The sequence below is a fragment of the Lysobacter sp. HA35 genome, from assembly GCF_054061195.1.
Map to the genome: position 1 here is coordinate 2,036,497 of NZ_JBSSDY010000001.1, position 21,507 is coordinate 2,058,003.

The window sequence follows — 21,507 nt, forward strand, 5'->3', positions numbered from 1 at the left end:
GCGGCTAGCCCGTGGCCGACAACCGCCGATAGAGCGTGTGCAACGCATCCACCAACGGATGCAGTGCACCGCGATCGCCTGTATTGACGATGACGTCGTCCGCGATGGCAAGGCGCCGTTCGCGGGTCGCTTGCGCGTTGATCATCCGATCTGCCAGATCGCTATCGATTCCATCGCGTGCAACGAGGCGTTCGCGCTGCACGTCGACCGGCACGTCGACGACGAGGATTCGGGCGAGATACGGATAGGCATCGCGACCGCCGCCTTCGGCAAGTAACGGAATGGCAGCCATGACGTAGGGCGATGTCGCTTCATGGCACCGGGACTCGATCGTCTGCCGCACCAGCGGGTGGACTATGGCTTCCAGCGCCGCGCGCTCGGCGGGCGCGTCGAATACATGCCGTCGCAGTGCCGCGCGATCGAGCTGGCCGTCGCGCTGCAGTACATCCGAGCCGAAATGCGCGACGACCGCCGCGAGCCCCGGCGTTCCCCGCGCGACGACTTCCCGTGCGATCACGTCCGCGTCGACCACGGTGACGCCGCGTGCTTCGAACTGGCGCGCGACTTCCGATTTTCCCGACGCGATGCCGCCGGTCAGACCGATGACGTAGGGCTGCATGGAGACCTCCGCCGCCAGCCTAGCCGAGCGGACCGTCGAAGAAGAGCCCGCGGATCCCGGCGACGCCTTGCGCACCGTGTTCGCGTGCCTGGTCGACATGCGCGGGGCCGAGGCCGCCGATCGCATACAGCGGCAGCGAGACGGACTCGCGCAGTGCCGCGAAGCCCGACCAGCCGATCGGCGCGCGGTCCGGATGCGAGGGCGTCGGCGCGACGTGGCCGAGCACGGCGAAGTCGCAACCGAGCCGCTGTGCGGCTGCGAGTTCCTCGGCCGTGTGGCACGAGGCAGCGACAGACACGTGAGGGGGCAGTGGGCGTTCGTCGAATGCGGCGAGTTGTGCGGCACGTAGATGCACGCCGATGCCGAGTTCGCGTGCGAGATCGACGTCCCCATTGACCAGCACGTCGGCGCCGGCCGCACGACAACGCGTCATCGCATCGACCACCGCAGTTCGCCACGTCGCAGACGCAGCACCAGGCGACCTCAGCTGCACGCGACGAATCCCGCCATCCAAGGCGCGCTGCAAGCTGGAGAGCCAGACGTCGATATTGTCGGCCACCATTGCTGGCGTCACCGCATACAACGCCGGCTGCAGCAGCGCAGCCAACACCGGTCGGTCAGCAGGCGGCATGTCGTAACGCGACAGTTTGTCGAGCGGCACCCACGCCAGGGCCTGGCCTTCGAGGCCGCGCGCGGCGCCCGTCCATGCATCGACGATTCGGACGTCGAGCACCAGCGCCTTGTCCGGGTATTGCTGCGGTACGCGGATCAGCGGCGCGCCGACGCGCACATCGATGCCGAGTTCTTCGTGCAACTCACGAACGAGTGCCTGCTCGGGCGTCTCGCCGGGCTCGCGCTTGCCGCCGGGAAATTCCCACAGGCCGGCAAGGTCACGGCCCTCGGTACGGCGCGCGAGCAGCACGCGGCCGCGTACGTCGCGGATGACACCCGCGACGACATGGATCGATCGCTTCGCGTCAGCCATGAGCCGGAAGCGACGCCGGCGCGACGATCAGGCCGCGCCGGTGCTGGCTAAGTCGCGAGCGACGTCCGGTCAGGCGAGCTGCCCGTGGCAGTGCTTGTACTTCTTGCCGCTGCCGCAGGGGCACGCATCGTTGCGACCGATCGCCGCGGCAGCGGTACCGGCGCCTGCGGCGAGCACGTCGGCGGCCTCGTTCTCCGTGCCGTAGCCGCCGACGTCCGCATGCTGGAACTGCATCTGGCGCGACTGCGCTTCAAGCTGCGCGCGTGCGGCCGCCTCTTCCTGCGCGATCTCTTCCTCGGTGCGGATGCGCACGCGGGCGAGCATCGTCACGACTTCGGTCTTGACCTTCTCGAGCATCTCGGAGAACAGCTCGAACGCTTCGCGCTTGTACTCCTGCTTCGGCTGCTTCTGCGCATAGCCGCGCAGATGGATGCCCTGGCGCAGGTAGTCCATGCGCGCGAGGTGCTCCTTCCAGTTCTGGTCGAGCACGTTGAGCATGATGTGCTTCTCGAGCATGCGCGCGGTTTCGCTGCCCAGCGACTGCTCGCGATCGACGAAGTGCTTCGTCACCACCTCATCGACATGGCGCAGCACGCCTTGCGCGTCGAGTTCGGGTTCCGACTTCACCAGGCCGTCGAGATCGAGCTGCACGCCGAAGTCCTCGGAGATCGTCGCTCCCAGACCCTTGAGGTCCCACTGCTCGTCGATCGAGTTCGGCGGCACGAAACGCTCGACGATCTCGGCGACCACGTCGCCACGGATCGCCGCGATGTTCTCGCCGACGTCCTCGGCTTCGAGCAGTTCGTCGCGCTGGCCGTAGATGACCTTGCGCTGGTCGTTGTTGACGTCGTCGAACTCGAGCAGGTTCTTGCGGATGTCGAAGTTGTGCGCTTCGACCTTTCGCTGCGCGCGTTCGCGATCTGCTTGGTCACCAGCGGTGACTCGATGATGTCGTCTTCCTTCAGGCCCATGCGCGCCATGACGCGCTGCACCCAGTCGGCCGCGAAGATGCGCATCAGGTTGTCTTCGAGCGACAGGTAGAAGCGCGACGAACCCGGGTCGCCCTGGCGTCCGGAACGGCCGCGTAGCTGGTTGTCGATGCGGCGCGACTCGTGGCGTTCGGTGCCGACGATGTGCAGGCCGCCGGCCGCCTTGACCGCCTCGTGGCGCGCAAGCCATTCGGACTTCAGGCGCTGCTTGGTGACTTCGTCGAGTTCCTGGCCGTTCGCTTCGAGCTGCGCGAGTTCGGATTCAAGCGAACCACCGAGCACGATGTCGGTACCGCGGCCGGCCATGTTCGTGGCGATAGTAATCGCGGCCGGACGACCCGCCTGCGCGACGATCTGCGCTTCGCGCTCGTGCTGCTTGGCGTTGAGCACTTCATGCGGAATGCCGAGTTCGCGCAGCTGGTCGCTGAGCATCTCCGACACTTCGATCGACGTGGTGCCGACCAGCACCGGCTGCTTCTTCTCGTACGCCGCCTTGATCTCGTTGACCACCGCGCGGTACTTGCCAGCGCGGTTGAGGAACACCGCATCCGGATAATCCTTGCGGATCATGTCGCGGTTGGTCGGGATCACCACGACTTCAAGGCCGTAGATGGTCTGGAATTCGTAGGCTTCGGTATCGGCCGTACCGGTCATGCCGGCGAGCTTGCCGTACATGCGGAACAGGTTCTGGAAGGTGATGGATGCGAGCGTCTGGTTCTCGCGCTGCACCGGTACGCCTTCCTTCGCTTCGACGGCCTGATGCAAGCCATCGGACCAGCGACGGCCCGGCAGCGTGCGGCCGGTGAACTCGTCGACGATGACGACCTCACCATCGCGCACGATGTAATCGACGTCGCGCTGGTAGATGGCATGCGCGCGCATCGCGGCGTTGAGGTGGTGCACGACGCTGAGGTGACGCGGGTCGTACAGCTCTTCGTCCTCGCCGAGGATGCCGGCGCCGCGAAGCAGCTGCTCGGCGTGTTCCTGGCCGGCTTCGGACAGGTGCACCTGCTTGCCCTTCTCGTCGACCCAGAAGTCGCCCTCGCCCTCTTCCGTCGCCTGCTTCACAAGCTGCGGAACGAGGCGGTTGACCTTGATATACAGCTCCGGCGATTCGTCGGCCGGGCCGGAGATGATGAGCGGCGTGCGCGCCTCGTCGATCAGGATCGAGTCGACCTCGTCGACGATCGCGAAGTTGAGGCCGCGCTGCACGCGATCGTCCTTCGACAGCGCCATGTTGTCGCGCAGGTAGTCGAAGCCGATCTCGTTGTTGGTCGCGTAGGTGATGTCGGCGGCGTACGCGGCGTGCTTGTCCGAATGCGGCATGCCCGGATACACGACGCTCGTCGTCAGGCCGAGCCAGCCGTAGAGCTTGCCCATGGTCGCGGCGTCGCGTCGGGCCAGGTAGTCGTTGACGGTGACGACGTGGACGCCCTTGCCTTCCAGCGCGTTGAGATACACCGGCAGCGTCGCCGTCAGCGTCTTGCCTTCGCCGGTGCGCATCTCGGCGATCTTGCCCAGGTGCAGCACCATGCCGCCGATGAGCTGCACGTCGAAGTGGCGCATGCCCATGACGCGCACGGACGCCTCGCGGCAGACCGCGAACGCTTCGGGCAGGAGCTTTTCGATGGATTCGCCGTTGCGGATGCGCTCCTGGAACTCCGGCGTCTTCGCCTTCAGCTCCTCGTCGCTGAGCTTCTGCATCTGCGGTTCGAGGGCGTTGATCTTGTCGACGGAGCGCTGCAACTGGCGAAGGAGGCGTTCGTTGCGGCTGCCGAAGACACGGGTGAGCAGGCTGTTGAGCATGACGGACCGGTTGGAAAAGGGGCTGGGCGACGCGCTGATAGGTCGTCGCCAATAAAAAAGGGCGCTGGGCGCCCTTTTACGGCATCGCGGATTGTAGCTGGAGGCGGTCCGCGGCGTTTACAAGCCGGCCGACTGCCAGTCAGCCGCGGCGCATGTCCTGCTGCAGGAACGGGCGCGGATCGACCACGCGACCGTCGCGCCAGACTTCAAGATGGACGTGCGCGCCGGTCGAGCGACCGGTCGAACCGGCCTTGGCGATCTCGTCGCCCGCGCGGACGAGCTCGCCGGTGCGGCGCTCGAGCTGCGAGTTGTGGGCGTAGCGCGTGACGTAGCCGTTGCCGTGGTCGATCTCGACGACGTTGCCGTAGCCCGAGCGTTCGCCGACGAAGCTGACCACGCCGTCCGCGACCGCGAGCACCGCGTCGCCGGTATTCGCCGAGAAATCGATGCCCTTGTGGAATTCGCCGCCACCGACGATGGGATCGGCGCGCTCGCCGAAGCCCGAGGTGATGTAGCTGTCGCGAACCGGTGCGTGCGACGGCACCGCGGCCAGCGAGAGCTTGCGGTCGGTCAGCAAGCTGTCGAGCACGGTGAGCTGATCGCCCGAGCTGCGCAGCTGGCGCGACAGCAGTTCCAGGCTCTGGCCGAGTTCGGCGCGCGGCATGTCGCTGACCGGGCCGGCGCCGCCGACGCCGACCGGGCGGTCGAAGTCGAACTCGCCGTCCTTCAGGCCGCCCATGCGGGTCAGGCGTTCGCCCAGGGCGTTCAGGCGGTTGGCCTGCGCCTGAAGCTCGCCGACGCGTGCGGCGAGCGCGTTGAGGTCGTGCTGGGCCTGGCCCGGCGCGAGCCGCGCCTGTGCGGCCTGCAATTCGTGGCGGGAGATCGCCGAGCCGGCAACGCCGCCGGCGACCAGCAGCGCAAGGCCGCCGACCATGAACATCGAGAGTGCGAGGGCGGGACGTCGCGCCGCATGCTCGCCGAGGAACGCGAGCGCATCGCTGATGAGATCGCGGGGATTTAGGATGGCCGAAACGCTCATAGGTCCGATGTCAGATTCCAAGCCCAGGTTGCGCAAGACCGCCACCGGCCCCGCCCGCGCACCGCTCGATGCAGTGCTGGACGGTCCGGGCGGCGACCCCGTGCGCCGAGCCCTGTGGCTCGACGACCTGGACGGTCGATTACGCCCATGCCTGCCGCAGGGGCTGGCCGCGCATGCGCGGCTCGCGAATTTCGATCGCGGCAGGCTCGTGTTTGTCGTCGATGCTCCGGTCTGGCAGGCCAAGCTGCGGCTTGCGATCCCGGAACTCCTTCATGCGGCCCGGTCCATCGGGCTTGCTGCGAGCGACGTAGTGATCAGGACATCGCCGGGGACGTCCACTGACCGCCAGACGGTCAGGGCACCTCGTCCCATGTCGGCCGCGACGCAGCAGGCGCTGCAGGCGGCGCTGGCATCGCTGAGGGACGTCGAATAGTCCCGTACGCGTGATGCCCCTCCCCGTACGGCGCGGTATGCCGACGGCGAGGTGGCGGCATGCTACCCGCGCCTTTTCACTCGGGTGTTAACGACCCGGTAAGCGAGGCGATGGATTCGTTAAGAGCGGGTTATTCGTCACCGCGAGTTCACCGGCGTGACGACGAACGGTCGTCAGCGACAGGTGCAAACCGGCCGTCGCGCGGCGGAAATGCCGCAGCGCACGATGCAAGTGATTGATTTTGAACGGCCGGGGCCGCTCGCTCAGGCGAGGCCGAGTGCCGGGATGCCGGGTGCGCCGAAAACCACAGGCGTCCGCGCCGAGCCGGTGAAGGTCACTTCTTCCCATGCGCCCTGCTCGGCAAGCAGCGCGCGCACTAGCTTGTTGTTGAGCGCGTGGCCGGACTTGTAACCCTCGTACGCGCCGATGATCGCGTGGCCCGCGAGGTACAGGTCGCCGACCGCATCGAGGATCTTGTGACGCACGAATTCGTCGGCGTAGCGCAGGCCGTCGTCGTTGAGCACGCGGAACTCGTCGAGAACGATGGCGTTGTCCATCGAGCCGCCGAGGCCGAGGTTGCGCTCGCGCATGTACTCGAGGTCGCGCATGAAGCCGAACGTGCGGGCGCGACTGACTTCGCGGATGTAGGCGTCGGTCGAGAAGTCGACCACCGCGCGTGAGTTGGACGCCGGGATCGCCGGATGGTCGAACTGCACGGTGAAGCCGATGCGGAAACCGTCGTGCGGCGAGAACCGCGCGAACTTGTCGCCGTCGCGCACTTCGACCTCGCGCGTCACGCGGATGAAGCGCTTCGGCGCCTCCTGCTCGGCGATGCCCGCCGACTGCAGCAGGAACACGAATGGTCCCGCCGAGCCGTCCATGATCGGTACTTCGGCCGCGGACAGCTCGATGTAGCAGTTGTCGATGCCGAGACCGGCGAGCGCGGACAGCAGGTGCTCGACCGTCTGGATCTTGCCGGCGCCGCAGCTCAGGCCCGTGCAGAGAATGGTTTCGGTGACGAGATCGGCGCGTCCGGGAATCTCGACCACGGGATCAAGATCGGTACGACGGAACACGATGCCGGTTTCCACAGGCGCCGGCCGCAGCGTCATGAACACCTTTTCGCCGCTATGCAGACCGACGCCGGTCGCGCGGATGGTGTTCTTGAGGGTTCGCTGACGGAGCATTGGGTGCGGTCGGGCCTGGTACGTGCCGGTCGGAAAAGTTAACACGGGGTCCGCTGAACCTGAACGGAAAAGCCGGTACGGGCTGTTTCACCGACGGTGACATAGCGGCACGGGACGTTAAGACCAGGTCATCCCGAGCCCTGCTCGGCGCCCGTGCCGACGGCCGGTACGGTGCCGCGACGCAAAACGGTGGGACGCCCTCGCGGGCATCCCACCTCAATCAACGACCGACGGACGGCGGTCGAGGCATGTGACGTCGCGAGGGCGCGACGCGTACTGCCGCCGATGCGCAAACACCGGCGATGACGACTCCGCACCGGCGCGATGCGCCGGCAACGGTTTCACGCGCGCGGCTGATATCGCCGCGCGATGCGTCAGTCGGCCTGGCGACGCAGGAACGCCGGGATGTCGAGGTAGCTGTCGCCACCGAAATCCGCGACGGCCGGCTGCGATGCGGCCGGTGCCGACGGTGCCGCATCGGCACGGGTGCGCAGGCTGCTGCTGAAGCTCGGCATGTTCGGCACGTTCGGCGAGTACGCATTCGCGACCTCGTCGATCGGCAGGCCCGTGGTGCCGTCACGCTTGGTGGCAACGACCTGCATCTGCGGACGACGCTGGCTCTCGAAGCCGCGGTCGCTCGCACGCGCAGCAGCGCGGTTGAGGCCCGTGGCGACGACGGTGACGCGCACTTCGTCCTGCATGTCCGGATCGAGCACGGTGCCGATGACGACGGTCGCGTCTTCCGATGCGAACGCTTCGACCGTGCGACCAACTTCGTCGAACTCGGCCATCGTGAAGTCCGGGCCGGCGGTGATGTTGACGAGGATGCCGTTCGCGCCCGACAGGTTGACGTCGTCGAGCAGCGGGTTCTGGATCGCGGCTTCGGCAGCGGCCTGCGCGCGATCATCGCCGCGTGCAGCGCCCGTGCCCATCATCGCGAGACCCATCTCGCTCATGACGGTGCGCACGTCGGCGAAGTCGACGTTGATCAGGCCCGGACGAACGATCAGGTCGGCGATGCCCTGCACGGCGCCGAGCAGCACGTCGTTCGCAGCGCGGAACGCCTGGATCATCGTCGCGTTGCGACCGAGCACGGTGATCAGCTTCTCGTTCGGGATCGTGATCAGCGAATCGCAGTGCTGCGACAGCTCGTCGATGCCCTTGAGCGCGACCTGCATGCGGCGGCGGCCTTCGAACGGGAACGGTTTGGTGACGACGGCGACGGTCAGGATGCCCATCTCCTTCGCGAGCTGCGCAACGACCGGCGCAGCGCCGGTGCCGGTGCCGCCGCCCATGCCGGCGGTGATGAACACCATGTCGGCGCCCTGCAGCGCATCCATGATGCGATCGCGATCTTCCAGCGCGGCCTGGCGGCCGACTTCCGGATTCGCGCCTGCACCCAGGCCCTTGGTGACGTTGCCGCCGAGCTGCAGCTGCAGCTTCGCGCCGCAGTTCTTGATCGCCTGCGAATCGGTGTTGGCGGTGATGAACTCCACGCCATCCACGCTGCTGTTGACCATGTGAGCCACGGCGTTACCACCGCCGCCGCCCACGCCTACGACCTTGATGACGGCGTTGGGAGCCATCTTCTCGACCAGTTCGAAATGCGCCATGTCCGTTGTCCTCGTTGGTGCGTGCATTCGTTCGTGCCGATGCGCGCTTTATTTGATGTGTATTGTTGCTGATGTATTGAACGCTGTGTGTTGTCGCTACGAAAATTCCTGCAACTTTTTTTCGTGTCTTCGCCCGCTTCGAATGACGACGCGCTCTGCCCTCAGAACTCGCCGCGATACCAGTTCTTCAAACGACTGAGAAAACCGCCCGCGCGTCCGGCCGGAAGCATCGGTCGACGCGGGTTTTCGATCTGGCTGCCCATGAGCAGAAGGCCGACGCCGGTGGCATGCACCGGATTGCCGACCACTTCGCCGAGGCCCGTGACGTGCTGCGGAATGCCGACGCGCACGGGCATCTGCAGCATCTCTTCCGCGAGTTCGACCACGCCTTCCATCTTCGACGCGCCACCCGTCAGCACCATGCCGGCGCGGACGTGCTGCTCGAAGCCCGAGCGGCGCAGTTCGGCCTGCACCATCTCGAAGATTTCCTCGTAACGCGCCTGCACCGCCTGCGCGAGCGACGCGCGCGGCATGCGACGCGGGGGGCGGTCGCCCACGCTCGGCACTTGGATGGATTCCTCGGCCGTCGCCATCTGCGCGAGCGCACAGGCGTAACGCACCTTGATCTGCTCGGCTTCCGGCGTCGGCGTGCGCAGCATGTGCGCGATGTCTTCGGTGACCTTGTCGCCCGCGATCGGCAGCGATGCCGAATGCGCGATCGCGCCCTGCACGAACACCGCGATGTCGGTGGTGCCCGCGCCGAGATCGACCAGCACCACGCCGAGCTCGCGTTCGTCCGGCGTCAGCACCGCCTGCGAAGACGCCAGCACCGACAGGATCAGGTCGTCGACCGCCAGCCCGCACTTCTGCACGCACTTGGAAATGTTGGCGGCCGCGGACTGCGCGCAAATCACGAGATGTGCGTGGACTTCGAGGCGCACGCCGGTCATGCCGACCGGGTTGCGGATGCCTTCCTGCGAATCGTCCAGCACGTAGTCGCGCGGGATCGCGTGCAGGATCTTCTGGTCCGCGGGGATCGCGACGGCCTTCGCCGCATCGAGCACGCGATCGAGGTCGGCGTAGGTGACTTCGCCGTCGCGGATCGGTGCGATGCCCTGCGAGTTTCGGCACTGCACGTGGCTGCCGGAAATCGACGCGTAGACCGAGCGGATCTCGCAGCCGGCCATGAGCTCGGCTTCCTCGATCGCCCGCTGGATGGACTGCACCGTGGAGTCGATGTCGACCACCACGCCGCGACGCATGCCGCGCGATTCGTGCGAGCCCAGCCCGATCACTTCGATCGGCTGGCCCGGCAGGTATTCGCCGACCAGCGCGGTCACCTTGGAGGTGCCGATGTCGAGGCCGACGATCAGCGATTTGTCGCCCTTGCGATTCATGTGGTCACGTCAGGAAAGAAAAGTCGATGCGGCGCCAGCGCGGCGATGGCCGCCTTCAATGGCGTCGCGAGGTCGGCGCCGGAACGGCTGCCCGCGGACGGCTTTGCAGCGGACGGCGCGGCAGTGCCCGCCCAGACCAGTGCAAAACCATTGGTGTAGCGAAGATCCGCGCGTTCGATGTGGCGCTCGGGGTTGACGAGCAGCTGCGGCATCAAGCGCACGAAGCGACCGATGCGCGCGCGTGCCTCATTGCGGCCGACCATCACCTGCGTCGGGATGCCGCCATGCGCGCGGTCGAGCAGCACGATCGACCAGCTGCCACGCGGATCGAGCACCACCGTGTCGACCTGCATGCCGATCGGCGCGAACAGCGTGCGCGCCTGCTGGTACAGCTCGACCACGTCGCGCGTGCGCGCATCGGGGCCGTTGAAATTCGGAAGGCCGGCCGGCACAGCGGCGCCGCGTGCATCGAACAGCGCACCGCGATCGGACAGCAGGCGATCGTTGCCCCAGCGTGCGAACGGGCGATGCTCGGTGATCGACACTTCCAATACGTCCGGCCAGCGCTTGCGCACCTGCGCCTGGTCGACCCACGGAAGACGTGCGATCGCGGCCTGCGCCTGCTGCAGGTCAACCGCGAAATAGCCGCGCTTGGCGTAGGGCAGCAGCGCGCGCCGCACGAGCTGCGGGTCGACGTGTTCGAACGGTCCCGTCGCGCGCAGGTGGGTGAGTGGCCAGCGGTCGGACCCGATCCATCCGCGCAGCACGGCGACCACCGGCAGCGCGACGAGCGCTACCGCGATCAACCAGCCTGCGAGACGGAGCATCGGGTTCACGCCGCGGCACCTCCGCGCGCGAGGCTCGACTCGAGCACGCGCCAGCACAGGTCGGCGAATTCGATGCCGACCTGGCGCGCGGCCTTCGGCACCAGCGAATGACTGGTCATGCCGGGCGCGGTGTTCACTTCGAGCAGGAAGAACCTGCCGGTGCCGCGATCGCGCATCACGTCGACGCGACCCCAGCCTTCGCAGCCCGCGGCCTTGAACGCGGCGACCGCGATGCGTCGGATTTCCAACTCCGCATCACCGTCGAGACCGGGACACAGGTACTGCGTGTCCTCGGCGATGTACTTGGCGTTGTAGTCGTACCACTCGCCCTTCGGCACGATGCGGATCGACGGCAGCGCGATAAAGTCGTCACCGTTCGCGATGACCGTGACGGTGAGTTCGTCACCCACGACGAGCTGCTCCATCAGCATCTCGCCCGGGTAATGCGCGGCGAGCGCGACGGCATCGTCGAGGCCGGCGTCGTCATGTACGCGCGACACGCCGACGCTGGAACCTTCGCAGGACGGCTTCACGATCACCGGCAGGCCGAGGTCGCGCGCCGCGGCATGCACGTCGTCACCCTTGGCCAGGCGCACGTAACGCGGCGTCGGCAGGCCGACGCTCAGCCACACCTGCTTGGTGCGGATCTTGTCCATCGACAACGCGGAGCCGAGCACGTCGGAACCGGTGTACGGCATGCGTAGCGCTTCGAGCAGGCCTTGCAGCACGCCGTCTTCGCCGCCGCCCTTGTTGCCGTGGAGGATATTGAACACGCGATCGACGCGGCCGTCGCGGATCGCGTCGACCAGCGCATCGATGCCATCGACGCCGAACGCATCGACGCCCTTGGACTGCAGCGCTTCGAGCACGTTGCGGCCGGAATCGAGCGAAACCTCGCGCTCGGAACTGGTGCCGCCCATGAGCACGGCGACGCGACCGAAGGCGGCCGGATCGGTGACGCGCGACGGGACGATGGTGATGCTCACGACTCGGCTCCTTCAAAACCGTGCGCGGCGATGTGCTGCGCCGCATGGCCGATGTCGCCCGCGCCCATCATCAGCAGCAGGTCATCGGCACGGAGGACGTCGGGCAGCACGCGCGCGAGATCGGCCGCGCGTGCAACGACGACGGGTTCGGTGCGGCCGCGCGCTCGGATGGCGCGGGCCAGGGATTTCGCATCGGCTCCGGCGATCGGCGCTTCGCCGGCGGCGTAGACATCCGTCAGCACGAGCACGTCGACTTCGGACAGCACGGCGGCGAAGTCGTCGAACAGGTCGCGCGTGCGGCTGTAGCGGTGCGGCTGGAACGCGACGACCAGGCGCTTGTCGGCCCAGCCACCGCGCGCGGCCTTGAACACCGCGTCGAGTTCCTTCGGGTGATGGCCGTAGTCGTCGACCAGCGTGACCGTGCCGCCGTCGACCGGCACCTGCGCGAGCAGGTTGAAGCGACGGCCGATGCCGGCGAAGTTCTCGAGCGCGCGGCAGATCGCCGGCTGCTCGACGCCGAGTTGCCAACCCACCGCCGCCGCGGCGAGCGCGTTCTGCACGTTGTGGCGGCCCGGCAGCGCGAGCGTGGTTTCGCAACGCGAGCCATCGGGCATGCACAGGGTGAAGCGCATGCGCGCGCCCTGCTGCACGACGTTCTCGGCGCGCACGTCGGCGAGCTCCGAGAAGCCATACGTCAACACATGGCGCGTCGCGTTCTTCGCGAGCTTCGCGACTTCGTCGTCGTCGATGCACAGCACTGCAAGGCCGTAGAACGGCAGGCGATGCAGGAATTCGTCGAACGCGGCCTGCACCTTGGCAAAGTCGCCGCCGTAGTTCTCGAGGTGGTCCGCATCGATGTTGGTGACGACCGCGATCTGAGGATTCAGGCGCAGGAAGCTGCCGTCCGACTCATCGGCTTCGGCAACGAGCCAATCGCCGCCACCGAGCTTCGCGTTCGCGCCGGCCGCGAGCAGCTGGCCGCCGATGACGAACGTGGGATCGATGCCGCCCTCGCCCAGCACGCTGGCGGTGAGCGACGTCGTGGTGGTCTTGCCGTGCGTGCCCGCGATCGCAATGCCGCGCTTGAAGCGCATCAGCTCGGCGAGCATTTCCGCGCGCGGAACGATGGGGATGCGCTGTTCGCGCGCCGCCATCAGCTCCGGGTTGTCGGCCTTGATCGCGCTCGACACCACGAGGCACTCGACACCGTCGACGTTCTTCGCATCATGGCCGCGATGGACCGTGATACCGAGGCGGGAGAGGCGACGCGTCACCGCGTTGTCGGCATTGTCCGAGCCCGACACCTCGTAGCCGAGCGTGCACATGACTTCGGCGATGCCGCTCATGCCGACGCCGCCGATGCCGACGAAGTGCACGCGTGCGCCACCGTCGGCCGCATTGTCGAGCAGGCGGTGGCGATGGGTTGCGATCATGCGGCGCGGTCCATGACGATCTGTTCCATGACGAAGTCGGCCACGCGCGATGCGGCATCCGGCCTGGCGAGCGCACGTGCGGCGTCGGCCATCGGTCGGAGCGCTGCACGCGTGTCGAACGATTCGAGGGTGTCGGCAAGTGCCGACGCGAGGCGGTCGTTCTGCGGCAGCAGGCGCGCGGCGCCGCGGTCGACGAGGAACTGCGCGTTCTTGGTCTGGTGGTCGTCGACCGCCTGCGGGAACGGCACCAGCACGCTGGCGACTCCGACCGCGCAGACTTCCGCAAGCGTCAGCGCGCCGGCGCGGCAGACCACGAGGTCGGCCCATGCGTATGCGGCCGCCATGTCGGCGATGAAGGTCTCGACGGATGCATCGACGCCGGCGGCGTGATAGGCGGCAGTTGCCGCGTCGAGCATCTTCTCGCCGCACTGGTGGCGCACCTGCCAGCGCGAACGATCACGCAGCGACGCGATCGCCGTCGGCACGGCGCGGTTGAGCGCAGCCGCGCCTTGGCTGCCGCCGAGCACGAGCAGGCGCAGCGGGCCTTCGCGACCATCGAAGCGAACCGACGGCGGCGCGACATTCGCGATCTCGTTGCGCACCGGATTGCCGACGACTTGCTCGTTCGCGAACGTGTCCGGGAAACCGGTGAGCACGCGACGCGCCATCTTCGACAGCACGCGATTGGTCATGCCGGGCGCGCGATTCTGCTCGTGCACGTAGAGCGGAACGCCGGCTAGCCTTGCAGCGAGTCCACCCGGCCCTGCGGCGAAACCGCCGAAGCTGATCACCGCTTTCGGGCGACGACGTGCGAGCACCGCACGCGCGGCAGACACCGCCGACATCAGCTTGAACGGTGCACCGAGCAACGTCGCGACACCTTTGCCGCGCACGCCGCGGATCGCAATCGTGTCGACGTCGATGCCGTGCTGCGGCACCAGTCGCGTTTCCATGCCGCCTTCGCTGCCGAGCCAACCGACAGCGACGCCACGACGTCGCAGCTCGTGCGCCACCGCGAGGCCCGGGAAGATGTGCCCGCCCGTGCCGCCGGCGAGGATCATCACGCCGACCTCTGCGTTCGCATTGGCGCGCGCATCCGTCATGCGCTGTGACGCCCGAAGAAGGGTTCGATGCGCGGACGCAGGCGGCTGGTGCCGCGCGGATCGGCGCGACCGACCGGCGCCGCGGCAGGCGCTGCAGCCGACGGACGCGCAACCGGCGTTTCGATCTTGCTCGCGACCGGCGTGGTGCCCACCGCATCGCGGCGCAATGCAACCTGGCGGCGCGCGCGCTCGAGTTCGTACGAGATGCGCAGCAGCAGGCCCATCGCCGCCATCGTCATCGCGATCGACGAGCCGCCGTACGAGATCAGCGGCAGCGTGAGGCCCTTGGTCGGCAGCAGGCCGAGGTTGACGCCGATCGACACCGTGCTCTGGATGCCGATCCACAACGCGATGCCAAATGCGCAGTAGCCCGCGAAATGACGACGCATCTCGATGCACTGCAGGCCCACCCACAAGGCGCGCGCGACCAGCGCCGAGTACAGCGCGATCACGCCGCAGACGCCGACGAAGCCGAGCTCCTCGGCGATCACCGCCATGATGAAGTCGGTATGCGCTTCGGGCAGGTAGGAGAGCTTGTGCACCGACGCACCGAGGCCCGCACCGAACCATTCACCGCGGCCCACGGCCATGAGCGCGTTCGCCAGCTGGTAGCCGTCACCGAACGGATCGGCGAACGGGTCGGTGAACGAGGTCAGGCGACGCACGCGATACGGCTCGAGCAGGATCATCGCGCCCGCCATCGGCACCAGCGCCAGCACCGGGCCGACCAGGCGCGGCAGGTTTGCACCGCCGAGCACCAGCATGCCGGCGGTCATCGCGAGGATGAGGGCGGACGAGCCGAAGTCCTTCTGCACCGCCAGCAGCACGCCGGCGAATGCGAGCGCGACACCGATGACCTTGATGATCGCCTTCCAGCTGGCGCTGACTTCCTCGCTGAAACGCTTGAGGTAGGCCGCGAGCCAGACGACCATCATCAACTTCACCGCCTCGACCGGCTGGAAGTTGGTGATGCCGAGATTGATCCAGCGCTTGGCGCCCTTCACCGTCACGCCAAGTCCCGGTACGGCGACCATCAGCAACAGCACGAGTCCGACGATCGGCAGCCACTGTGCGTAGCGCTCGATCGTCTTGAGTTCCATGCGCATGACCCACGCCGCCGCGATCGAACCCGCGGTGACGAACACCAGGTGCTTGGTCAGGTAGTAGGTCGGGCTCGTTGCCTGCGCAACGGAACTCGAACCCACCATCACGATGCCCAGGCACAGCAGCGCGCCGATCAGGCCGAGCAGCCAGGGATCGAAGCGTCCGGTGATCGCGTCGAGACGCGTGGCCTGGCGGGACATGTCCATCAGCGCACCTTCAACGTCGCGAGGCCGATCAGGACGAGCACCACCGAGATGATCCAGAAGCGCACGATGACGCGCGGCTCGGGCCAGCCCTTGAGCTCGAAGTGGTGGTGGATCGGCGCCATCTTGAAGACGCGCTTGCCGGTGAGCTTGAAGCTGCCGACCTGGATCATCACCGACAGCGTTTCGATGACGAAGATGCCGCCCATGATCACCAGCACGAGTTCCTGGCGGACGATCACCGCGATCGTGCCGAGCACCGCGCCGAGCGCGAGCGCACCGATGTCGCCCATGAACACCATGGCCGGATACGTGTTGAACCACAGGAATCCGAGCCCCGCACCCGCGATCGCCGCGCAGATGACGATGAGTTCACCGGCGCCGGGAATCTGCGGGATCTGGAGGTAGTTCGAGAACACCGCATTGCCCGACGCATACGCGAATACGCCGAGCGCGCAGGCGACCAGCACAGTCGGCATGATCGCGAGGCCGTCGAGACCGTCGGTGAGGTTGACTGCGTTCGAGAAGCCGACGATCCACAGGTAGGCGATGAACACGAACGACACGCTCACCAGCGGCAGTGCGACCTGCTTGAACAGCGGGATGTAGAACGTCGTCGCCGCGGGCGCGTCGGCCGTGTAGTACAGGAACAGGCCGGCAGCGAGGCCGGCAACCGACTGAAGGAAGTACTTGGTGCGCGACTTCATGCCGTTCGGGTCGCGACGCACGATCTTGATCCAGTCGTCCCACCAGCCGATGGCGCCGAAGGCAACCATCACCGCGAGCACCAGCCACACGTAGCGGTTGCGCAGGTCGCCCCAGAGCAGCACCGATGCGAGCACGGTGAGCAGGATCAGCGCACCGCCCATGGTCGGCGTGCCGGCCTTGGAGAAATGCGACTGCGGGCCATCGGTGCGGATCGGCTGGCCGCCGGCCTTGAGCTGGCCGAGCCGACGGATCACGCCCGGCCCGACCCACAGCGAGAGGAACAGCGACGTCAGCGCGCTGAGGATGCCGCGGAACGTGAGGTAGCCGAACAGGCCGAAGTGGCTCTGCAGCTGTTCCAGCCAGCGGGTGAGTTCAAGCAGCATGGGATTGTCCGTTGAGGAGCGCAGCGACGATGCGATCCATCGCACTGCCGCGGGATCCCTTGACGAGGACGCGCACATCGGCGGACAGGTCCGCGCGCAGTGCCTCGGCAAGCGATTCGTGTGTATCGAAATGACGCGCGTTCGCGCCGAACGAGTCGGCCGCCGCTGCGCTCAGTGCGCCGAGCGTGTACAGCCGCGCGATGCCGGCTTCGCGAGCACGCGTGCCGGCCTGCGCATGCAGCGCGACCGCGTCGTCGCCGAGTTCGCGCATGTCGCCGAGCACCAGCCACGACGCGCCCGGCATCGAAGCGAGGGTGTCGATCGCGGCCGCGAGCGAACCCGGATTCGCGTTGTAGCTGTCGTCGATCAGCGTCGCACCGCTGCGCAGGCGATGCGTGACCAGGCGACCGGCGACCGGGCGCGCGGCGGAAAGGCCCTGCGCGATCGTCGATAGCGGAACACCTGTGCCGATCGCGAGCGATGCCGCGGCTAGTGCGTTGCGTACGTTGTGACGACCCGGCATCGCGAGGTCGACCGCGGCTTCGCCATCGGACGTCACGATCGTGAAAGTGGAACCGGCTTCCGTCGTGCGCACGTCGCGCGCGGTGACGTCGGCGCTGGTGTCAAGACCGAAGCGGATGTGGCGACGACCCGCCGCACGCTCGGCAAACAGCGGCGCGAAGCTGTCGTCCGCATTGATCACCGCGACGCCATCGGCCGGCAGCGCGTCGTAGATCGCGGCCTTGGTGTCGGCGACGCCGAGCAGCGAACCCATGCGTTCGAGGTGCGCGGGCGCGATGTTGTTGACGATGGAAACGTCGGGCCGCGCAATCGCGGTGAGATACGCGATGTCGCCCGGCTGGCCCGCACCCATTTCGTACACGGCGAACTCGGCGTCTTCCGGCGCTTCGATCACCGCGAGCGGCAGGCCGATCTCGTTGTTGCGATTGCCCGGGTTGCCGTAGGTACGACCGGCGAGCTCGAGGATGGCGAGCGTGAGCGTCTTGACGCTGGTCTTGCCGTTGCTGCCGGTGATCGCGACCACGTTCGTCGAACGCGACGCCTGCAAGCCGCGCGCGATGTCCGCGAGCGCGAGCTGCGTATCGCCAACGACAACCTGCGGCATGTCGCCGACGACGCGCGATACCAGCGCGGCACCGATGCCCGCTTCCGCCGCGACGGCAACATGGTCGTGGCCGTCGAAACGTGCGCCCTTGAGCGCGACGAACAGGCTGGACGCGCACACGGACGGCTCGACGCTGGTCAGGCCGCGCGTGTCGGTGAGCAGGCGGTCGACCACGATGTCCTCGCCGACCACGCGGCCGGCGGTCATCGCGGCGATGTCGGACAGACGCAACGGCCTCATGCGCGGATCTCCAGCGCTTCACGCGCGACGCGCGTGTCGTCGAACGGATGCTTCACGCCGGCGATCTCCTGGTAGGGCTCGTGACCCTTGCCGGCGATCAGCACGACGTCGTGTTCGTCGGCGCCCTGCACCGCATGACGAATCGCTGCGCGACGATCGCGCATCACGGTCGCGCGTGCGCGGTCGGCGAAGCCTTCGAGGATGTTGGCGACGATCGCATCGCCGTCTTCGCCGCGCGGGTTGTCGTCGGTGACGATCGCGATATCCGCGAGCCTCTCGGCGATCGCACCCATCTGTGGGCGCTTGCCGGTATCGCGCTCGCCGCCGCAGCCGAACACGCAGACCAGTCGGCCCGCCGTGTGCGCGCGCAGCGTCGACAGCGCCTGTTCGAGCGCATCGGGCGTGTGCGCGTAATCGATGACGACCAGCGGCTGGCCGGCATCACCGAGGCGATTCATTCGGCCGTGGATCGGCTGCAGCCGCGAGAGCGTGTCGGCGACGTCGCGCACGTCGGCGCCGAGTGCGTGCAGCACGCCGGCGACGGTCAGAAGATTGTCGACATTGAAACGGCCGAGCAGCGGCGAACGCACCGCGGCGCGCGCGCCATCGTTTACCAGGTCGAATGCGATGCCACCAGCGTCGAGCGTGATCGCATCGGCCTGCAGTGATGCATTCGCCGCGGCGCGCGAACTCACACCGATGCCGCGCACATGCGACGGCAGCGCGTCGAACAGTTGCGCGCCGTACTCATCGTCGAGATTGACCACCGCGGCCTTGAGGCCCGGCCAGCCGAACAGGCGCGCCTTGGCGGCGCCGTACGCGGCCATAGTGCCGTGATAGTCGAGGTGGTCGCGGGTGAGATTGGTGAACGCGGCGACATCGAAACGCATGCCGTCGACGCGGCCCTGGTCGAGCGCGTGCGAACTCACTTCCATCGCCAGCGCTTCGGCGCCATCGGCGCGCATGTCACCGATCGCCGAATGCAGCTTGAGCACCAGCGGCGTGGTGAAACCGGTCGGTACGACGTGGCCGTACAGGCCGACGCCGAGCGTGCCCACGGTACCCGCGGTCGTGCCGCGCAACGTCCACGCCTGCGCGATGAGCTGCACCGTCGACGTCTTGCCGTTGGTGCCGGTGACACCTACGACGGTCATCGATTCGGTGGCGCGGCCGTGGAAACGGTGCGCCATTTCGCCGAGGCGCGAACGCAGGCCGGGTACGGCGAGCGCGTCGGCCGGTGCCGGATGTTCTTCGGGCGCTGGCGGCTCGAACAGCACCGCGGACGCACCGCGCGCTTTCGCCGCGTCGACGAAGCCGAGGCCATGCGCGCCGAAACCGCCGATCGCGACGAACGCATCGCCCACGTTGATTTCGCGGCTGTCCTGCACGAGCCCGGAAACGACGAGGTCGACGGGGATGCCGTCGACGTCGGGAAGCAGCTCGGCCAGTCGCATCGTGTGCGTCATGGCGTCACCGGTGCCGTGTCCAGCGGCGTATCGACGTCATCGTCCGATGCATCCGGCGCGACAGCGGCGACCTGCTTCGGAGCCACACCGTTCGCCGGCGCGTTCTTGTTCTGCGCGGCGAGCCAGGTGTCGATGTCGTCCGGCGGCACGTCCATCAGACGCAACGAGCCCTCCATCACCGACTTGAACACCGGTGCGGACACGAGACCGCCGAAGTAGCCCTTGCCCGGATCGGGATCGTTGACGACGACAACGGTCGCGAAACGCGGGTTGTCGACCGGCACGATGCCCGCGAAGTACGCGACGTAGCGCTGCGAATAGCCGCCGCGACCGTTGAACTTGCGCGCCGTACCGGTCTTGCCGGCGACGTGATAACCGAGGATCGCGGCCTGCGTCGCGGTGCCGCCCTTCTCGGTCACGGTCTGCATCATCTTGATGACTTCGTGCGCGATCTTCGGGTCGAGCACCTGCTTGGTCTGGCCGCGCTCGCCCTTGACGAAGGTCGGCACGGTCATGACGCCGTTGTTCGCGATCGCCGCGTACGCCACCGCGATCTGCAGCGGCGTTGCGGACAGACCATAGCCGTACGAGATCGTCGCCTTCGACGTACCGCTCCAGCGCGCGGGCGACGGCAGCACACCCGCCGACTCGCCGGGGAAACCGCTGCCCGGCTTGCTGCCGTAACCGAACTTGCGGACGAAGTCGTAGAAGTAGTGGTCGTCGAGCTTGGCGGAGATCTTCGTCGCGCCGATGTTCGAGCTCTTGGTGATGACGCCGGTGACCGTCTGCAAGCCGTAGTTCTGGTGGTCGCGGATCGTGTACCGGCCGAGCTTGAGCCAGCCCGGCGACAGGTCGATCGGCGTCGTCGGCGTGACCACGCCCGCGGTCAGCGCCGCGGCGATCGTGATCGGCTTCATCGTGGAGCCGGGTTCGAGCACGTCGGTGACGGCGCGATTGCGATGCGCATCGGGATCGGTGCTGCCGACCGCGTTCGGGTTGAACGCCGGCAGGTTGGCCATCGCCAACACTTCGCCCGTGGCGATGTCGACCACGACGATCGAACCGCTCGCCGCGCCGTGTTCGAGCAACGCGTTGTGCAGCTCGCGATACGCGAGGAACTGCATGCGGCGGTCGATCGTGAGCGTGAGGTCGCGACCGGGTTCCGCCGCGCGCACCAGGTCGACGTTTTCGATGATGCGACCGTGGCCATCGCGCAGCACGCGCTTGGCGCCCGGCTTGCCGCGCAGCCATTCGTCGAACGCGAGCTCGAGGCCTTCCTGCCCTTCGTCGTCGACGTTGGTGAAGCCGAGCACATGCGCCATCGCTTCACCCTGCGGGTAGAAACGGCGGTATTCGCGCTGGCTCGCCACGCCCGGAATGCCGAGCGCGAGGATCTTCTGCGCTTCGTCCGGATTGATGCGGCGCTTGAGGTAGAGAAATTCCTTGCCCGCCTTCTGGCTGAGCTTGCGCTGTAGCACGTCGACCGGCACGTCGAGCGCGTCGGCGAGTTGCGGCAGGCGATCGGGATTCTTCAGCAGTTCCTGCGGGTTGCCCCACACCGATTCGACCGGCGTCGACACCGCGAGCGGCTCGCCGTTGCGGTCGGTGATCATGCCGCGCGAGGTCGGGATCGGAATCTCGCGCAACGAACGTGCTTCGCCCTGCGCAACGTAGAAGTCGCGATCGAGCACCTGGATGTAGAACGCACGCGCGACCAGCGCGAACGAGCACAGGCCCATCGCCGCGACCAGGCACAGCAGGCGCATGCGGACGTCCATGCGTGCGCGGCCACCGCGCGCGGTCGATGCACCGCCGACCAGCACGCGCAGGCGACGCATCAGCTCGCCGCCCTTCGTGCGC

Annotated in this window: 16 protein-coding genes and 1 pseudogene; 1 reads left to right on the forward strand and 16 read right to left on the reverse strand. The window is 67.4% G+C overall.

Annotated elements, in window-relative coordinates; genetic code table 11:
- Positions 1-4 precede the first annotated feature (4 nt).
- The 4 genes and pseudogenes from coaE to ACVWZN_RS10120 all read right to left on the reverse strand — a co-directional run bounded on the left by coaE (position 5) and on the right by ACVWZN_RS10120 (position 5,339).
- Positions 5-619: a dephospho-CoA kinase gene (coaE, locus tag ACVWZN_RS10105; RefSeq protein ID WP_456953708.1), complete on the reverse strand. Its 615-nt coding sequence runs from the start codon at positions 617-619 to the stop codon at positions 5-7.
- 19 nt (positions 620-638) lie between these two features.
- A complete protein-coding gene (locus tag ACVWZN_RS10110) occupies positions 639-1,604 on the reverse strand; it encodes a Nudix family hydrolase (RefSeq protein WP_456953709.1) in 966 nt (321 codons plus the stop codon).
- Between the two features lie 69 nt (positions 1,605-1,673).
- Positions 1,674-4,399, reverse strand: a pseudogene (gene secA / locus ACVWZN_RS10115) (preprotein translocase subunit SecA).
- 139 nt (positions 4,400-4,538) lie between these two features.
- Complete coding sequence (locus tag ACVWZN_RS10120) at positions 4,539-5,339, reverse strand: M23 family metallopeptidase (RefSeq protein WP_456954746.1); 801 nt, start codon at positions 5,337-5,339, stop codon at positions 4,539-4,541.
- Between the two features lie 106 nt (positions 5,340-5,445).
- Between ACVWZN_RS10120 and ACVWZN_RS10125 the strand changes: the two genes are divergently transcribed.
- Positions 5,446-5,871, forward strand: coding sequence for a DUF721 domain-containing protein (locus ACVWZN_RS10125; protein ID WP_027081883.1), 426 nt, complete (start codon positions 5,446-5,448; stop codon positions 5,869-5,871).
- 263 nt (positions 5,872-6,134) lie between these two features.
- On the opposite strand, the gene lpxC is transcribed toward ACVWZN_RS10125, so the two are convergent.
- From lpxC to ACVWZN_RS10185, 12 genes are all read right to left on the reverse strand, one after another.
- The gene (lpxC, locus tag ACVWZN_RS10130) at positions 6,135-7,058 is read right to left on the reverse strand and encodes a UDP-3-O-acyl-N-acetylglucosamine deacetylase (RefSeq protein WP_456953710.1); all 924 of its coding nucleotides are present in this window, start codon (positions 7,056-7,058) and stop codon (positions 6,135-6,137) included.
- A gap of 374 nt (positions 7,059-7,432) precedes the next feature.
- Positions 7,433-8,671 (reverse strand): cell division protein FtsZ, encoded by a 1,239-nt coding sequence (gene ftsZ / locus ACVWZN_RS10135; RefSeq protein ID WP_027081881.1) that lies wholly within the window; start codon positions 8,669-8,671, stop codon positions 7,433-7,435.
- 161 nt (positions 8,672-8,832) lie between these two features.
- Positions 8,833-10,068, reverse strand: coding sequence for a cell division protein FtsA (gene ftsA, locus ACVWZN_RS10140; RefSeq protein ID WP_027081880.1), 1,236 nt, complete (start codon positions 10,066-10,068; stop codon positions 8,833-8,835).
- A complete protein-coding gene (locus tag ACVWZN_RS10145) occupies positions 10,065-10,904 on the reverse strand; it encodes a cell division protein FtsQ/DivIB (RefSeq protein WP_456953711.1) in 840 nt (279 codons plus the stop codon). The genes ftsA and ACVWZN_RS10145 overlap by 4 nt, the downstream gene beginning before the upstream one ends.
- A complete protein-coding gene (locus ACVWZN_RS10150; protein ID WP_456953712.1) occupies positions 10,901-11,881 on the reverse strand; it encodes a D-alanine--D-alanine ligase in 981 nt (326 codons plus the stop codon). The genes ACVWZN_RS10145 and ACVWZN_RS10150 overlap by 4 nt, the downstream gene beginning before the upstream one ends.
- Positions 11,878-13,314: a UDP-N-acetylmuramate--L-alanine ligase gene (murC, locus tag ACVWZN_RS10155; RefSeq protein WP_456953713.1), complete on the reverse strand. Its 1,437-nt coding sequence runs from the start codon at positions 13,312-13,314 to the stop codon at positions 11,878-11,880. Before murC ends, ACVWZN_RS10150 begins: the two co-directional genes overlap by 4 nt.
- On the reverse strand, positions 13,311-14,417 hold the full coding sequence (gene murG / locus ACVWZN_RS10160; protein WP_456953714.1) for an undecaprenyldiphospho-muramoylpentapeptide beta-N-acetylglucosaminyltransferase: 1,107 nt from the start codon (positions 14,415-14,417) through the stop codon (positions 13,311-13,313). The genes murC and murG overlap by 4 nt, the downstream gene beginning before the upstream one ends.
- On the reverse strand, positions 14,414-15,730 hold the full coding sequence (ftsW, locus tag ACVWZN_RS10165) for a putative lipid II flippase FtsW (RefSeq protein WP_456954747.1): 1,317 nt from the start codon (positions 15,728-15,730) through the stop codon (positions 14,414-14,416). Before ftsW ends, murG begins: the two co-directional genes overlap by 4 nt.
- A complete protein-coding gene (mraY, locus tag ACVWZN_RS10170) occupies positions 15,727-16,815 on the reverse strand; it encodes a phospho-N-acetylmuramoyl-pentapeptide-transferase (RefSeq protein ID WP_027081877.1) in 1,089 nt (362 codons plus the stop codon). The genes ftsW and mraY overlap by 4 nt, the downstream gene beginning before the upstream one ends.
- The gene (locus ACVWZN_RS10175) at positions 16,805-18,181 is read right to left on the reverse strand and encodes a UDP-N-acetylmuramoyl-tripeptide--D-alanyl-D-alanine ligase (RefSeq protein WP_456953715.1); all 1,377 of its coding nucleotides are present in this window, start codon (positions 18,179-18,181) and stop codon (positions 16,805-16,807) included. The genes mraY and ACVWZN_RS10175 overlap by 11 nt, the downstream gene beginning before the upstream one ends.
- Positions 18,178-19,647: a UDP-N-acetylmuramoyl-L-alanyl-D-glutamate--2,6-diaminopimelate ligase gene (locus tag ACVWZN_RS10180; protein WP_456953716.1), complete on the reverse strand. Its 1,470-nt coding sequence runs from the start codon at positions 19,645-19,647 to the stop codon at positions 18,178-18,180. Before ACVWZN_RS10180 ends, ACVWZN_RS10175 begins: the two co-directional genes overlap by 4 nt.
- The gene (locus tag ACVWZN_RS10185) at positions 19,644-21,485 is read right to left on the reverse strand and encodes a peptidoglycan D,D-transpeptidase FtsI family protein (protein WP_456954748.1); all 1,842 of its coding nucleotides are present in this window, start codon (positions 21,483-21,485) and stop codon (positions 19,644-19,646) included. The genes ACVWZN_RS10180 and ACVWZN_RS10185 overlap by 4 nt, the downstream gene beginning before the upstream one ends.
- Positions 21,486-21,507: the final 22 nt, after the last annotated feature.